Source organism: Acinetobacter lwoffii, from assembly GCF_015602705.1.
GTDB lineage: Bacteria > Pseudomonadota > Gammaproteobacteria > Pseudomonadales > Moraxellaceae > Acinetobacter > Acinetobacter lwoffii_E.
On the sequence record NZ_CP059081.1, the window covers coordinates 66,119 to 82,663 of the forward strand.

Below are 16,545 nucleotides of genomic sequence, written 5' to 3' on the forward strand. Positions count from 1 at the left end.
AAATATCCTAAAATTAACGTAAATAGGGATAGGGATTGACCACACCGCGACCCTTACCCTGTAAATAAATTCCATAATGTAGATGTGGTGCAGTGTGCCGGGCATTACCGCTGTTGCCGACATAACCGATCAGCTGGCCTTTTTTGACATAGTCGCCCACTTTTAAGCCACGTTTATGTCCATCCAGATGCGCATAATAATGCCAGGAGCCGCCCGGGCCAAGAATCCAGACTACTTTACCACCCAAATTGTTGTTACGTAAATCTGCAATCAGGCCCTCAGTCGCGCTAAAGACTTCGGTTCCACGTGGAGCCATGATATCAATGCCTTCATGTAAACGTCCGCGACTGCGCGAAGCGCCCCAGGTATCTGATAATTCACGTGCCTGTACGCGTGCCACCGGGATGGGCAGAGAGGACGGCACTCGCATACTTTTCAGTTTTTGCACGACGATAGGATTGAGCTGTACAGCAGGGGGGGGTTTCGGTGTACTGCTACAGGCGGTTAGTAATATGGCAATTAAAGCCACCCAGGTCAAAGCAAGATATTGGCGCACGCTATTCATCCTTAAATATTGGCAATGCTCATTCTGAGCTGATCGGTTTTTTGCTTTGTCCAGACTATGTCATACATTTACCGCAGAGATCAATTTTTTCATCGCTGTTGGCAGACCGCAATCAATGGCTGTCTCTGGACGCATCCAGTTGCCTTGCAGTTCAATCGCCAGATGTTCCTGCTGATCCACTGCAAAAACGATTGCTTCAAGCTGCCAGGTGAAGTGGGTGAAACTATGGCTGATCTGGACTTTTTTGAGGATATTTTTCAGGCCAAGTTGCTGGCATTGCTGTTCAAATTCATGTGCATTTTCAATAATCGGCAGACACCAGAGACCGCCCCACAGACCGCTATTGGGGCGTTGTTGCCAAAGCCAATCTGTACCAGATTGGATTAGCAAGACCTGAGCAGAGCGCACCGGAACTGGTTTTTTGGCTTTCTTAAACGGTAACTCATTTTCCAGTCCTTGCTGGTGAGCCTTGCAATGCTGCTGCATCGGGCAATACAGACACAAAGGCTTTTTCGGGGTACATACAGTTGCACCCAGATCCATAATCGCCTGGGTATAGTCATGATTACGTTCAACCGGACATAATTCTTCGGCCAGTTGCCATAAAGCACGTTCATGGACGGGTTTGGACAGGTCATCTTCAATCGCGAAGAAACGTGACAAGACCCGTTTCACATTGCCATCCATAATCACGCCATATTGACGTAAACCCAGTGACATCAGGGCACCAGCAGTGGAACGGCCAATGCCGGGCAAGGCCATCCATTCTTCCAGAGTATGAGGGAACTGCTGCTGTGCTGTCACGATGCCGGCAGCTTTATGCAGATTGCGGGCGCGGGCATAATAGCCGAGACCTGCCCAGTAGGGTGCGACCTCATCCCATGAGGCATATCCTAGGTCCTGAACAGTCGGAAAACGCTGGATAAATCGTTCGAAATATTGCAGTACAGTTTTGACCTGAGTTTGCTGCAACATGATTTCAGAGACCCAGACTTTATACGGATCATCTGTTACCTGCCAGGGCAAGTCATGACGACCATGCACATCAAACCATTCCAACAGGGCATCTGAAAATACGAACATGAATACCTAGCAACCGAATAAGCAGCAGCTAGTATAGCGGAATCAGCAGGGTGGGAATGTGAAAAGTGAGATAAAAACGTAGATGTTCATCGAGCTTGATAGAACTTAGCTTTCATAAAAATAAATGCTCCGGAGAGCATTTATTTTTGATCAAAAATCCGGTTAATCGTTAATTCCCCAGCGCTCATCCAGCTTCAAGGTCTTGCCTGCATAACGCGGAATAATATGAATATGCAGATGTTCAACCTTTTCCTGAAATACTTCACCATCAATAAAACCGACATGAAAACCGGCAGGCTGGTAGCGTAATTGCAGTTCATTGCGTGCCTGTTCCAATAAAGACATCAAACTTTTACGTTCTTTGTCAGTCACTTCAAAAAATGAGGCCACATGCCGCAATGGAATGATCACACAATGACCTTCGGACAATGAATTTGGTTCAGGCAACACCACACCATAATCATTTTTGGCAATGACATCATATTCGTCAAAATTGCAGTAGGGGCAGTTGGTTTCAGCCATCATACACATTCTCCTCTGGTAGGATTTATCTTCTTTTCTTCATGAAGTATCTAAAATATTCAGCCTGTGAACAAGCCGGATAGTTGTTTCTATTTATGCCAAATGGCAGTCTAGCAAGGCATACATTGCTGCCAGACCTTTTTGTTCCGCTTCTGCATTGTAACCAAGATCCACACCATTGGATTTGGCCCGTTCATCCGCAAGCGGGTTGCTAAAGCCATGTTTGGCATTTTCAAAAACAATCACTTCATGCTCGACTTTGGCTGCATGCATTTCCTCACGGAAACCGGCCACATCATCCAGGGTCACCATGCTGTCCAGTTCACCATGTAGCACCAGGATTTCCGCCTGTACCTGACCTTCCTGAGCCGGTGCTTTCGGAGACAGGTTGGCATGGAAAGTGGCCACCGCTTTTAAAGGTGCATTGGCACGTGCCAGATCCAGTACGACTTTGCCGCCATAGCAGAAACCAATCGCTGCAAGTTTCTCTGCATTGACTTCATCCTGGGCTGCCAAAGCATTCAAGGCTGCTGTTGCACGATTCACGATAGTGTCAGGATCTTCAAAAGTCTGCATCATCCACTGATAGGCCCGATCAGAGTTGGTAGTGACTTTTTTGTCCCCATACATGTCGATGGCCAAGGCCGCATAGCCATGTGCTGCAAGTTCACGGGCACGCTGTTCAGTATATTCATTTCGACCCCACCATTCTGGTGCGACCAGTACACCGGCAACAGGAGGATCTGTTTCTGGTGCAGCAAAATAACCAATTAATGGACTGCCATCCTGCGCAGTGTAATGAATTTCGCGAGTCTTGATTGCTGCCATGCTGACGTCCTCTATTGTTGTTGAATTGCTTGATTAAAACATAACATAGCAAAACTGATCGGAATGTGACATGAAAACCTGCGATTTAAGGATACTTAAGCCCATAAAAAAAGAGAGGCCAATATAGAACCTCTCCGATTTTAGATCGGGAAAAATAGGACTTATTATTTAATAATTTCCAGTAATTCCACATCAAAAATTAAAGTACTGTTCGGTTCAATTACATCCCCTGAACCAATCTGTCCATAGGCCAGTTCGGCCGGAATGAAGAAACGATATTTGGCACCTTCTTTCATCAGCTGTAAACCTTCGGTCCAGCCGGTAATGACTTGGGTGGTACGAAATACCACGGGTTGATTACGGGCAATCGAGCTGTCAAAAACCGTACCATCGATCAAACGGCCTTCATAATGTACGCGGACATTACTGTTTGCGCTCGGCGATTTACCTTTTCCTTCCTGAAGAATCTGATATTGCAAACCTGATTTTGTGGTTTTTATCCCCGGTTTTTTTGCATTTTCAGCCAGGAAAGCCTGACCAATTTTGGCATTTTCATCAGCCTGCTTTTTCAGGGTAATCAGCTCTTTGGCTTCAGCCTGACGCTTAAATTGGGTCAAGACTCGCGCCATGTCTTCCTCACTTAAAGTCGCCTGTTTCCCAGCGGCTGCCGCTTTTAAACCGGCACTGAAGGCATCCAGATCAATGCCTTGTAAGGAATCTGCATTACTTTTTCCCATCAGATAGCCAAAGCTGTAGCCGACCTGTTCAGCCTCAGGGCTTTTATTGGTGACTTCCTTGGCAAACAGGCTGCCAGAACTCAGCAGTAAAACCATCAAACTTGTTTGTATTTTCATGATTAATTCTCAAAATAAAGGAGAGCGCGTTGCTCTCCTTTTTGTGGATTATTTTACTTCGATGAGTTCCACATCAAAAATCAAAGTACTGTGTGGAGGAATCGTACCTGGCACGCCCTGTTCACCATAACCCAGTTTAGATGGGATATACAGGGTTGCTTTACCGCCTTCTTTCATCAGTTGCAGACCTTCGGTCCAGCCTGGAATGACCTGATTAAGTGGGAACTCAATTGGCTCGCCACGTTCAACCGAACTGTCAAACACGGTACCATCCACCAGTTTGCCAGTGTAATGAACTTTCACGATGGAAGTGGCTGCAGGCTGCTTGCCTGTCCCTTCTTTGGTCACTAAATATTGCAAACCAGATGTGGTAGTTTTTACCCCAGCTTTTTTGGCATTTTCAGTCAGGAAAGTATCACTTGATGCCTGAGCCTGTTTGGCACTATCCACTTGCTTCTGCTGCATGTCTTTCTGGAACTGCTCATAAGCTGCTTGTAATTCTTCTTCAGTATAAGCAGGAGCGGTACGGGCATGACCTTCGCGAACACCTGTCACAAAGCTGTTAATATCCAGCTCAGGTGGAGTTTGATGAGCGACTTCATAACCGAGTGCATAGCTAATTTTAGAAACAGCAGAGGCATCTTTAGATGCTTTCGTGGTTTGAGCAGCTGGGTTTTGAGTTGCATAGTAAACAGGTACTAGCGCGGCACCGCCTAAAAGAACAGCGACAGCAATCGGTAAGGCCTTGCTCATGTATTATTTCCTAATGGTAATTTGTCCAAAAAAGCTAGAAATGATCTTAACAGAATTTTATAAGACATACGCTATGATAGATAGATTTGCTATATTTAATATATTCAAAAAAGTAATATAAATGTAAAAGTTACCCTCCTATAATAAGGAAGGTAACTCTTGTTTTGTATAAGAACTATAAAACTTTAAGGATTATTTCTAACCATATTTAAAATAATCCCCTGGATGCTATGCCCCGAGTTTTTAAAAGACTCTAATGCCATTTCAATCTCTTGTTCTGAAGTGTAACTATAGTGTGTTACTAATATATTGGTATTAATATGGTTTGCCAATATTTGGCTGTCTGAAACATCCAAAATAGCTGTTCCATCTACCAGAATAAAATCGTAAGTATCTTTTAATTGATCCAGCAGTCTCGCCATTTCTGGCTTGCTCAGTAAACTAACTGGATTAATTTCTTCTTTACCATTAGAAATCAAATCAAGTTTGGCTTGTTGAGTCGGAGTAATAATAGAACCTAAAGCTGCTGTACCATTTAAATAGTCACTCAGACCTATTGCAGTCTCAATATTGAAATAATCTTTCAATTGGCCTTGCCTTAAATCAGAATCAATCAAGACAACTTTCAAATTCATCTGAGCTAAAATAATGGCAAGATTTGCTGTCAGAGTAGAAGTACCAATATTTTTTGTAGTACCTAACATTTGTACGACAGGTTGTCCTGAAAGTTGTGCCGCATATTGAATCGAAGTAGCAATTTTTCGCATTTGTTCAATTGGCAGGGCTGAAGGCTCCAAAATTGCTAATGGATGCACATACTGTTTAGAATTCTTATTTAAGGAATCATATTGATTAACTTTCCCTAAATTTCTTAAGGTATGCTTAGTCGTGATAGGTTCAATATTGCGTATACCAGAGTGTAAGAAATTACGTACTAAGGCAATCAATACACCAATAAATCCACCAAGGAAAATAGAGAGCACTAAAATGATTAGCTTTTTAGGTTTAACAGGGTTAACAGGTTCTACTGCATAATCCACAATGCTTACTTTACCTAATTCACCAGCCTTAGCGACATTAAGACTCTGATACGTTGTTAATAAACCAGTATAAAGCTGGTTTTTAATTTCAACATCTCGGTAATATTGCAGGTATAAACGCTGGATTTCTGGAAGTTGCTTAACTTTATTGTTAACTTCATTGATTTTTGAATTGAGAGTCGTTAATTGAGCATTTATAGCCTGCATCGCTGGGTGTTCAGCAGTGTACTGAGCCCCGAGTTCGGCCTGTTTTTGTTGAAGCTGAACTTTCTGAATTTCAAGTTCCATACCTTGTTTAAGGTATAATTCAGACTCACCTTTTACATCTACTGTGCCATATTTTTGTCTGAACTGATTAAACTGACGTTCGGAGTTATTTAAGTCTTCTTTCAGCTCTGGAAGCTGTTTTTCTAAAAAGGCAACTTGTTGATCTTTATCGGTAACACTTCGGCTAATATCTTGTTGCTTATAAATATTTAAAACCGTATTAAGGAGGTTCGGAATATTTTCTGGATTTTCACCTTGATAAGTGAGTTCTAATATACCTGTTCCTTTACCTTTTTCTTGAGCATCAAAGTTTGCCAAGATATTTGACATTGCAATAGGCAGAGAGTTTTTCTGAAGGATAAATTGTTGTCCCGATTTTATATTTCCAGAAATACTAATATTCCAGGATCCATCACGTAAAGCTTGGTTTAACTCTCCTTTTTTCAGAAGTTGCTCAGTTTTATAGTCATGAATAGTGTATTTATTGTCTTCAACAGTTAGGAGTAAGGCTTTATTTTCATAAAATTTGGGTACTTGAAACTGGGCGATTACAAGTCTCTGACCTTCTTTTTTTAATAAAATATCTTGGGTAGTATACGTTTTGATATAGTTATTATCAGATACAATTTTTTGAAAAAAATTTTCTTTAGGTTGAATTTGAATATCAAGATTTAAATCTTTAATTGCCTGACCTAAGATTGCACGAGATTTTAATAACTCAATTTCACTTTGTGTAGAAGAGTTTCCCATGCCCCCTAATCCGGCCAGACTCGCCATGGCTGCCATATCTGAACTTAGCCCAGCTAAGGGACTTGATGTATTGGATTTAATCTGTACCAATGCATCAGTTTGATAGATAGTTTCAGTAGTACGTAAATATATAATTGCACTAACTATTGATAACAGGATACAGAGACTAATTAATTTCCATTGGGCTATAAGTGAAAAAAATAATTCCTTTAAATCAATAGTATCGTCTTGTACGTTTGAGTTCATTCGTTTATTACTACAAATAATTAAAAATTTTATATCAAAACTTTGATTTTTTAGATTAAGCTTGAAACTGTCTCTTCAATGTTCTGATGATTGATAATGATTAAAATCAGTTTATTTATAAGATAAGAATCATATTAATTACCCAGCTGGTCAAAGCTATATAGAGCACTTGAGAAAGGTACAATCTGATTAACAATACGCTGCCAACGTACTAAGCCGGTAGCATCTATATAAACAATATCATTACTACGCATTTTAAATTGATTTGCCAAGCCAAAATCACCGATACTGCTTAAATCAATATGATAAATTTCTGTTATAGGCTGATTGGACTGATTACGAATAATATAAATTTTACTACGGCTAGCAGACATTGGATTTAAGCCTAAACTTTCACCAATAACATCGCTCAAGCTCATCCCTTGATCACGTATAGGCAGCGATTGATTTTTACCAGCTTCCCCCAGTACATAAATTTTCTGATTTTCTCGACTATTTATATATAAGGTGTCATTAGGCTGAATCAGTAAATTATGTAAGGAAAATCCATTTTTTTCTAATTCAATACTATTTAACTGATAGGTTTGTCCATTTCTTACTAAAGTAATTGAAGTGCTATCACCTTGCTCAGTATTAATTCCACCAGCCATGCCGAGAGCTGTGTAGACACTTGCTGGTTGATCACTTAAGAAGAATTGTCCTCCTTGTTTGACATTCCCTTGTACAGAGAAACGTTGCCCTTGATAAGAAAGGACACGAGCAATAACATCTGGTGTTTTTAAATAACGTGACAGCTGGCTACGTAGTTCAGAATTTACTTGAGTAAGTGATTTACCTGCTGCCTTATAACGACCAATGATTGGAAATTGTATATAACCTTCTTGGTTAATTTGATAACCATTCGCGCGTGCAGATTCTACGCCACTTACACTCGAGGAAGATGGGGTAAGTTCTGGATAAGCCCATAAATAAATTGAAAGAATATCGCCTGGACTCAAAACATAATTTTTATGAGGCTTATTGAATAGTGTGGCTAAGTCTTGAGAAGCAAGCTGAGCAGGTTGTAAGGCAAAAAGATTATCTTGAGTGATTTTGATGAGATTGACACGTGTACCTGCATCTGTTTGAAAGAAACCTTCAGCTGGTAGATCATAGGTTTGCAGGCCAGAAGTGATTGCACACCCGCTCATTCCTAAACCAAGTGCTAACAAAAAGCTGTAACGGTAATAACTCACTCTAAATCCTGTCTTATAAAAATAATGTTTAGATAATCGGAGGCAAAAGTGTATGCCAGACTATGAATATATTCTGCTTGTAATTCTATACTAAGTTTCGGAACAAGCCTAGTTTGATTCTCTATATTTATCTGCTGAGATAAATAGAAGGTATCTCCAAAAATATGATTCACTTTCTTAAATAAAAGTATAATAAAATACTCAGTAAAGTGATTCCATTTATCACTTTAGTTTATATTGTTAGATTCATCAAAATTCAAGGTTTAGATTGATGCTAAAGCTCTCGGAAGTGAAAGTTGCCATTATTGGATTAGGCTATGTTGGTTTGCCGTTAGCCGTTGAATTTGGTAAAAAAATTCCAGTTATGGGCTTTGATATTTATCAAAAACGTATTGATGAACTGAAATCTGGTAAAGATCATACTTTAGAAGTCTCTCTTGAAGAACTTGCTCTATCGACACAGCTGGATTACAGCTCAAATTTAGAAGATTTAAAAGATTGTAATTTCTTCATTGTGACTGTGCCAACACCAATCGATAAATTTAAACAACCTGATTTAATGCCACTAGTAAAAGCTTCTCAAAGTATTGGTAAGGTATTGAAAAAAGGTGATATCGTCGTTTACGAATCAACTGTTTACCCAGGAGCAACCGAAGAAGTATGTATTCCTGAACTTGAAAAAGTGTCAGGTTTGACATTTAACCAAGACTTCTTTGTAGGTTATAGCCCTGAGCGGATTAATCCGGGTGATAAACTTCATCGTGTGACCAATATTCTTAAAATTACTTCAGGTTCCACTCCAGAAGTCGCTGATTTTGTCGATGAAGTCTATAACTTGATCATTGAAGCAGGCACGCATCAAGCATCAAGCATTAAAGTTGCTGAAGCAGCAAAAGTAATTGAGAATACTCAGCGTGACGTCAACATTGCTCTCATCAATGAGCTAGCTGTGATTTTTAATAAAATGGATATTGATACAGAAGCAGTACTCCAAGCTGCAGGGACGAAATGGAACTTCTTGCCATTCCGTCCAGGTCTGGTCGGTGGTCACTGTATTGGGGTCGATCCGTACTACTTAACCCATAAAGCGCAGTCGATTGGTTACCATCCTGAAATTATTTTAGCGGGGCGTCGCTTAAATGATGGCATGGGTGCTTATGTCGTGACTCAATTGGTCAAAGGCATGATCAAGAAAAAGATTCATGTCGAAGGTGCAAAAGTTTTGGTATTGGGCTTAAGTTTTAAAGAAAACTGCCCAGACATTCGTAATACTAAAATCATTGATATTGTGCATGAACTTCAGGAATATCACATTCAAGCCGATGTCTATGATCCATGGGTGGATGCATCAGAAGCAGAGCATGAATATGGGATTACCCCAGTTCAAACACTTGAAAACGGTCAATATGACGCTGTGATTTTGGCAGTTGCACATGACCAGTTTAAGGCGATGGATGTTGAAGCGATTCGCGGACTCGGCAAGGCTAATCATGTGTTATATGACCTTAAATATGTATTGAGTCAGTCTGAATCTGACCTTCGTTTATAATAGGACATACTTCATGAATCAGTATCAACGGGTATGTACAAGCCTTCAAGCACAACCGAAAACATGGTTGGTCACTGGGGTTGCAGGCTTTATCGGCTCAAACCTTCTAGAAACTTTACTCAAACTTGATCAAACGGTAGTGGGTTTAGATAGCTTTGCCACCGGTCATCAGTATAATTTGGATGAAGTTCAAGCTTCTGTTACAGCTGAGCAGTGGGCGAAATTCAACTTTATTGAAGGCGATATTCGGCAGTTTGCAGATTGCCAAAAAGCTTGTGCAGACGTGGATTATGTATTGCATCAAGCGGCACTTGGTTCTGTACCACGTTCAATAGCAGATCCTATTTTAACAAACAGTGCAAATATCACAGGATTCTTGAACATGATGGTCGCTGCGCGCGATGCAAATGTATCAAGTTTCACTTATGCGGCAAGTAGTTCAACCTATGGCGATCATCCTGCATTGCCAAAAGTTGAAGAAAATATCGGCAATCCATTGTCACCTTATGCGGTGACCAAGTACGTGAATGAACTGTATGCTGATGTGTTTGCACGGAGCTATGGTTTTAAAGCCATTGGTCTGCGTTATTTTAACGTGTTTGGCAAACGCCAAGATCCAAACGGTGCTTATGCAGCGGTGATTCCAAAATGGACAGCATCCATGATTGCTGGCGAAGATGTTTTCATCAATGGTGATGGTGAAACCAGTCGTGATTTCTGCTTTATCGACAATACCGTACAAGCCAATATTTTGGCTGCGACCGCATCGGACGAGGCTAAAAATCAGGTCTATAACGTGGCTGTGGGTGACCGTACCACGCTCAATGATTTGTATCGTGCCATTCAATCTGCACTTGCGGAAAATGATGTGCAGTTTGAGCGTGATCCTGTGTACCGTGATTTTCGTGCAGGGGATGTGCGACATTCACAAGCCAGTATTGCCAAAATTCAGCAACATTTGGGTTATGCACCTGAGTTTAAAATTGCTGAAGGCATTCAATTGGCGATGCGTTGGTATGTAAATAACTTAAAATGATCTTGAACAGATGATTGCGAAACTGTTCGCAAAGTATCAGTCGATTGGGCTGATTACATTAAGTTTACTGGCAGGTGCGATAATGACATTTATCGCACTTCCTGTTTTAACACGCCTATATTCGGTTGCGGACTTTGGTACTTATGGCATTGCTTTAGCGATTGTCAGTGTTTTATCGACGGTGGCGAATTTACGCCTTGATCAAGCCTTATTGGTGGCAGAACAACAGGATAAAAAAAGCCTGATGTTTGAAGGGGCGGTGTTCTCAACAGCTATCGCTATCATCAGTGGCATCGTCATTAGTTTTATTTTAAATGTTGAAATGGCTTTTGCTGTGGCGACTGGTGTGCTTGCCAATACGCTGATTCAAAGTCTGTATAACTATCAATTTGCCGCACACAAAGAATATTTTTGTGCAGGTTTAAATATTTTTAGAAGTGCAATCGTGGTGTTGGTTCAACTGTCTTTGCCACTTGTCATGCAGATTAGTTTGGTGAATAGCTATAACGTCAGTTCGATCATCATGATTGTGGCGGTGCTGATTTATGTATTGAAACATCAACTGTATCAAGTTAGTTGGCAGGCATTTAAAAATTACAAAGATTTCATCTATGCCAATACACCACATGCCTTGCTGAATAGTTTTTCACATAACTTGCCCTATTATGTGGTGTCGCATTTTGTCGGTGTGCAGGCGATGGGTTTTTATGGCATTGTCGAGCGGACTTTGCGTGTACCGATTAATCTGATTTCGCAAACTTTACGCCAATTCTTTATTCGCAAATTTAAAAGCACAGAATCCAATCAAAATGCCTTAAAAGCCAGTGTGCTTTTAAGCATCGTTTCACTGCCTTTATTTGCGATATTTTTTATTCTGCCTGAATCTGTTTATTTATGGGTTTTTGGCAGTGAATGGGTCGGCATCTCAGCATATTTTCAAATTCTAGCATTGGGCTATTGGGCGATTTTTTGTAATCCACCCAGCTCTGCTTTTTTAATTGCCAAGCGCAACAGCCAAGTGTTATTTAAATTGCAAATTGTGGAACTGATCATCAAGTTCGCATTATTTGCGGGACTATATGTTTTATTTGACGATAAAATTTATATGCTATTGGCAGTGCCTGTTGCACTGATCATCTATAACTTTGCCATTTTATTTGTGGTGTGGAGAAACAAAAACTGATGTTTTTTAAACTATTAAAACTGATGAATTGGTTCACTGCACAATGTCGTCAGCAATTTTATAACATGGCATTTAGCACCAAATTTCGCTATTTCGGCAAAGGTTGTACGGTCGATATTAGCGGACAGGTCAAGATCGGCAACAATGTCTATATTGGTGATCATGTCAGTATGATCGTTGAAAGAGGCGCATTCTTAGAAATTGCCGATAATAGTTTTATTGGTGAAAACTGCTATATCAAATGCTTTGGTGGCAAGGTTGTCATTGGCAAAGATGTCAGTATTAATTCCAAGTCGTATATCAATGGCTGTGGCGGTGTCACAATTGGTAATAACACCCGTATTGGTACGCAAAGCATCATCATTGCGAGTAATCATAAGTTTGGTGAGCCTGATCTTTTGGTCAAAGATGCGATTACCAAACTCGGTGTCAGTTTAGGTGAAAACATTTGGCTTGGCGCACGAGTGACAGTTTTGGATGGTGTTAGCATTCCAAGCAATAGTGTGATTGGTGCCTGTAGTTTAGTGTCTAAACCATTGGATGATGCTGGGGTGTATGTCGGTAGTCCAGTCAAAAAAATTAAAGCACTTTAAAGCAAGTTTCATGTGACTTGGACTTTCATATCCTAAAGCGCATTTTCAGCGTAAAATATTCAACGATTTTACCTCCTTTTTACAACCTGATATAGGTTATGTATATGGCATTTCTTGTTTCTGCTTTTCGACAGCTGTTTGATTTGGCTTATTTTGTGACCAAAGGCAGTGTGGCATATGCACGTAAAAAGGGTGTCAAATTGGGTGAAAATTGCCGAATCTATATTAAAAATTGGGGCTCAGAACCGTTTTTAGTCACTATTGGCGATCATGTCACGGTCACCTCAGGCGTGAAGTTTATCACCCATGATGGCAGTACCTGTTTGGTTAAAGATGAGCACGGTAAACGCTATCAACGCTTTGCGCCGATTCAGGTTGGTTCGCATGTGTTTATTGGTGTAAATAGCATTATTATGCCGGGTGTCAACATTGGCTCGAATGTGGTGATTGGCGCAGGTTCATTGGTGACCAAAGACATTCCTGATCATAGTGTGGCGATTGGTGTACCGGCCAAAGTGGTCTCGAACTTTGCCGATTATCAAGCCAAAATTCAAACTACTTGCGCCAGTGATAGTGATTTGGTTGGCATCACGGATTACCATGAGCGTGTAGAACGTGCCATGGCGATTCAATCCTCAAAAAACTCACATTAATATTCTCCCATTTCATGTTATTTAGGTCAGATTATGTTGAATAAAGTCATGTTCTTTTTGCCAAGCTTGGGCGGTGGCGGTGCAGAACGTACAGTCATTCAATTGGCCAATAGCTTTGCCGAACAAGGCCTGAATATACATTTGGGCGTGTGCGATCTGCATGGTGATAAAGCCAAACTGTTGCCTGAAGTCAGCCTTAAAATTGAGTTAATCAATTTTAATTGTGGTCGAGTGATGAATAGCATCACGCCATTAAAAATAAAAATGAAAGCCGAACAATATGATTGTATTGTTGCGACACAAACCCATACCAATATTGTCGCAGGCATTGCCAAAAAGTTGGCAGGCGTTCAAACACGGTTGATTTTCCGTGAAGTCTCTACGCCGTCGAAAAATATAAAATTACAGGGCATTGGCAAGTTTGTACTGAAAACTTTAGTGAACTGGACTTATCCGATGGCACAGCAAGTGGTTTGTGTGTCTAAGGGCGTGGAAGCAGATTTCCGAGAATATTACAGCTATAAATCCAATAATATCAGCACTATTTATAACCCAGTACTCGATGATACTTATTTTGAAAAACTCAAAGCACCTGTCACGCACAAATTTTTCAATGAAGCCAACAAAGTCATTTTAGCTGTCGGGCGTTTGACCGAAGCCAAGAACTTTGGTTTTTTGATTCGTTCATTTAAAACCTTACACGATCAGCATGCCGATACACGCCTGATTATTTTAGGCGAAGGTGAATTACGCACTGAGTTTGAAGCCTTAATTACGGAATTGGGTTTAAACGATGTGGTGGATTTATCAGGCTTTGATGCCAATCCTTATGCTTATTTTAAATATGCCTCGCTGTTTGTCTTAAGCTCGAATTGGGAAGGCTTGCCGGGTGTCCTGATTCAAGCCTTGGCATCTAAAGTGAAAGTCGTGAGTACCGATTGCCCAAGTGGTCCTATGGAAATCTTGCACAGCGCCAAGTTTGGTTTATTGGTCGAATGTAATGATCAAGTTGGTCTTATCCAAGCTATGAATCAAGCCATTTTTGCTGATTATATTCAATATGCAGATGCTGATTTCGACATGCATATTCAGCAGTTCCATAAAAAAACTATCCTGAAACAGTACTTAAAAATGATGGAGTCTGCATCATGAGCAAACCGTTAATGGTGCATGTGATTACCAACTTTGCAGGTGTTGGCGGTGCCGAGATGATGTTGGCACGTTTGATTCAATTTACTGAAGATCAGTATCAGCATGTGATCATCAGTTTGATGAAAACTTCAGAGGTGTATCAAACTACCTTAGATCGTTGTCAGGTACATTATGCTTTGGGTTGGAATGGTCTAAATACCTTAGGTACGATTCAAAAACTGCGTGGTTTACTCAAACAATTACAACCAAAAACGGTGCAATGTTGGATGTATCACGCCAATGCACTTACGAGTTTAAGTGTTATTGGTTTGGCCAAAAAAACTAATGTGGTGTGGGGGATTCATCACTCATTGGCATCTCCAAAAGATGAATCGATCAGCACCAAAATTGCACTCGGTTTAAGTAAATTTTTATCGAAACAACCGAGTAGCATTATTTACTGTGCCCATTCATCTAAACAGCAACATACTGATTTTGGTTTTGAAAATGCCCATCATCAGGTGATTGCCAATGGGGTATTTCTCGATAAATTTCAGCCGAATGAGCAGTTGCACCAACCGACCGTGATTGGTTTTGCAGGACGTTATCACACGGCTAAAGGTTACCCGTATTTGTTTGAATGCATGAGCTTACTGAAAGATGAAAACATCATTTTTAAAATCGCAGGGAGCGGTGCGAGCTTAGACAATGTGGAAGTCAAAGCCCTGTTTGAGCAGTATCAACTAGACCCTCAAAAAGTTCATTTACTCAATCAAATTTCAGATATGTCTGCCTTTTATCAATCGATTGATGCATTTTTAATGACTTCAATTACCGAAGGTTTCCCGAATGTGTTGGTCGAAGCCATGGCATCAGGTTTACCGTGTATCAGTACTGATGTCGGTGATGCCAAATATATTGTGCAGGATTTAGGCAGTATTGTTCCACCACGTAATGCCCAAGCTTTGGCAGAGGCGATTATGGCTTATTCACAAAAGTCACCAGCAGAAAAACAAGCCTTAAAACAAGCGACCCGTAAACGAGTTGAGCAGAATTTCAGTATTGCAACCGTCAGTCGTCAATATATTCAGGTGTGGAGCCAACAGGTATGAAATTTTTAATGATCAGTAGTTTTTTGCCGTCGGTATTGAATTTTCGGGGCAAATTATTAGAAGCGATTTCTGCTCATGGTTATGAAATTCATATCATGACACCTGAGTTTGCAAATTTTCCTGAAGAAATGCAAAAACTACAATCACTTGGCTATCACTTGCATGAAATTCCGATGCAACGTACCGGTACCAATCCACTGGCAGATTTAAAACTCCTCAAAAACCTGTATCAACAAATTCGTCACATTCGACCCGATTATGTGTTGTCGTATACCATTAAACCGGTGATTTATGGCACGCTCGCATCATGGTTGGCAAAAGTCCCACATCGTTTTGCTTTAATTACTGGTCTAGGCTATGCCTTTCAAAATGTCGAATCAGGCAAGCGTAGTCTGTTTCAGAAAATGGTACATGGCTTATATGCCCAAACTTTAAAACATAGCGACAAAGTGTTTTTTCAAAACCCTGACGATTTAAAACTGTTCCAAGACATGCATTTGCTTGAAGTCAACAAACCCGCTGTAGTGGTGAATGGTTCAGGTGTCAATGTACAAGACTTTGATGTGATGGATTTACCTAAAAATGCAGAAGGGCAGGTCAAAGCATCATTTTTACTCATTGCCCGATTATTGGGTGATAAGGGTGTACGTGAATATGCTGAATCGGCACGCATTATCAAAGCCCAATATCCAGAAGCGGAGTTTCATTTGATCGGTTGGATTGATGATAATCCCTCAGCCATTTCCCAGGCAGAACTCGATGCTTGGATTGCCGATGGTCGCTTAAAATATTGGGGTAAACTCAGTGATGTACGTCTAGCCATTGCGGAAAGTTCGGTGTATGTATTGCCATCTTATCGTGAAGGTACACCGCGTACGGTTTTAGAGGCCATGGCCATGGGACGTGCAGTGATTACCACCGATGCGCCGGGTTGTCGTGAAACGGTTTCGAATGGCGTGAATGGCTATCTCGTTGGGGTGAAATCGGTTGATGATCTGGTACAAGCCATGCAGTACTTTATTGAAGATCCAAAATTGATTGAGTCTATGGGGCAGCGTTCGCGGGAAATCGCTTTAAATAAATATGATGTACATCAGGTGAATCAGCATATGCTGACAGAGATGCAACTAATTTCTCAGCCATGA

16 protein-coding genes are annotated in these 16,545 nt (G+C 40.7%); 8 read left to right on the forward strand and 8 right to left on the reverse strand.

Annotated features, from left to right (window positions below):
• Positions 1 to 13: 13 nt before the first annotated feature.
• The 8 genes from H0S56_RS00280 to H0S56_RS00315 all read right to left on the reverse strand — a co-directional run bounded on the left by H0S56_RS00280 (position 14) and on the right by H0S56_RS00315 (position 8,143).
• Positions 14 to 556, reverse strand: a complete 543-nt coding sequence (locus H0S56_RS00280) for a M23 family metallopeptidase (RefSeq protein WP_195725382.1) — start codon at positions 554 to 556, stop codon at positions 14 to 16.
• 69 nt (positions 557 to 625) lie between these two features.
• A complete protein-coding gene (mutY, locus tag H0S56_RS00285; RefSeq protein WP_195725383.1) occupies positions 626 to 1,648 on the reverse strand; it encodes an A/G-specific adenine glycosylase in 1,023 nt (340 codons plus the stop codon).
• Positions 1,649 to 1,810: 162 nt separating this feature from the next.
• Entirely contained in the window at positions 1,811 to 2,170 is a 360-nt protein-coding gene (locus H0S56_RS00290) for an HIT family protein (RefSeq protein WP_026055739.1), read from the reverse strand.
• A 93-nt stretch (positions 2,171 to 2,263) separates the two neighbouring features.
• Positions 2,264 to 2,998, reverse strand: coding sequence for a dienelactone hydrolase family protein (locus H0S56_RS00295; RefSeq protein ID WP_195725384.1), 735 nt, complete (start codon positions 2,996 to 2,998; stop codon positions 2,264 to 2,266).
• A gap of 164 nt (positions 2,999 to 3,162) precedes the next feature.
• Positions 3,163 to 3,852: an FKBP-type peptidyl-prolyl cis-trans isomerase gene (locus H0S56_RS00300; protein ID WP_005245453.1), complete on the reverse strand. Its 690-nt coding sequence runs from the start codon at positions 3,850 to 3,852 to the stop codon at positions 3,163 to 3,165.
• 48 nt (positions 3,853 to 3,900) lie between these two features.
• Positions 3,901 to 4,605, reverse strand: a complete 705-nt coding sequence (locus tag H0S56_RS00305) for an FKBP-type peptidyl-prolyl cis-trans isomerase (RefSeq protein WP_195725385.1) — start codon at positions 4,603 to 4,605, stop codon at positions 3,901 to 3,903.
• A 185-nt stretch (positions 4,606 to 4,790) separates the two neighbouring features.
• Positions 4,791 to 6,908, reverse strand: coding sequence for a polysaccharide biosynthesis tyrosine autokinase (locus H0S56_RS00310; protein WP_195725386.1), 2,118 nt, complete (start codon positions 6,906 to 6,908; stop codon positions 4,791 to 4,793).
• A 134-nt stretch (positions 6,909 to 7,042) separates the two neighbouring features.
• Positions 7,043 to 8,143, reverse strand: a complete 1,101-nt coding sequence (locus H0S56_RS00315) for a polysaccharide biosynthesis/export family protein (RefSeq protein ID WP_195725387.1) — start codon at positions 8,141 to 8,143, stop codon at positions 7,043 to 7,045.
• A 271-nt stretch (positions 8,144 to 8,414) separates the two neighbouring features.
• Here H0S56_RS00315 and tviB point away from each other — a divergent pair, with 271 nt between their 5' ends.
• From tviB to H0S56_RS00355, 8 genes are all read left to right on the forward strand, one after another.
• On the forward strand, positions 8,415 to 9,692 hold the full coding sequence (tviB, locus tag H0S56_RS00320) for a Vi polysaccharide biosynthesis UDP-N-acetylglucosamine C-6 dehydrogenase TviB (protein ID WP_195725388.1): 1,278 nt from the start codon (positions 8,415 to 8,417) through the stop codon (positions 9,690 to 9,692).
• Between the two features lie 13 nt (positions 9,693 to 9,705).
• Positions 9,706 to 10,728 (forward strand): NAD-dependent epimerase/dehydratase family protein, encoded by a 1,023-nt coding sequence (locus H0S56_RS00325; protein WP_195725389.1) that lies wholly within the window; start codon positions 9,706 to 9,708, stop codon positions 10,726 to 10,728.
• A gap of 82 nt (positions 10,729 to 10,810) precedes the next feature.
• Entirely contained in the window at positions 10,811 to 11,911 is a 1,101-nt protein-coding gene (locus tag H0S56_RS00330; RefSeq protein WP_227554901.1) for an oligosaccharide flippase family protein, read from the forward strand.
• The gene (locus H0S56_RS00335) at positions 11,911 to 12,504 is read left to right on the forward strand and encodes an acyltransferase (protein ID WP_195725391.1); all 594 of its coding nucleotides are present in this window, start codon (positions 11,911 to 11,913) and stop codon (positions 12,502 to 12,504) included. Before H0S56_RS00330 ends, H0S56_RS00335 begins: the two co-directional genes overlap by 1 nt.
• Positions 12,505 to 12,608: 104 nt before the next feature.
• The gene (locus H0S56_RS00340) at positions 12,609 to 13,157 is read left to right on the forward strand and encodes an acyltransferase (protein ID WP_195725392.1); all 549 of its coding nucleotides are present in this window, start codon (positions 12,609 to 12,611) and stop codon (positions 13,155 to 13,157) included.
• 33 nt (positions 13,158 to 13,190) lie between these two features.
• Entirely contained in the window at positions 13,191 to 14,309 is a 1,119-nt protein-coding gene (locus tag H0S56_RS00345; protein WP_195725393.1) for a glycosyltransferase, read from the forward strand.
• Positions 14,306 to 15,400, forward strand: a complete 1,095-nt coding sequence (locus tag H0S56_RS00350) for a glycosyltransferase (protein WP_195725394.1) — start codon at positions 14,306 to 14,308, stop codon at positions 15,398 to 15,400. Before H0S56_RS00345 ends, H0S56_RS00350 begins: the two co-directional genes overlap by 4 nt.
• A complete protein-coding gene (locus H0S56_RS00355; RefSeq protein ID WP_195725395.1) occupies positions 15,397 to 16,545 on the forward strand; it encodes a glycosyltransferase family 4 protein in 1,149 nt (382 codons plus the stop codon). The genes H0S56_RS00350 and H0S56_RS00355 overlap by 4 nt, the downstream gene beginning before the upstream one ends.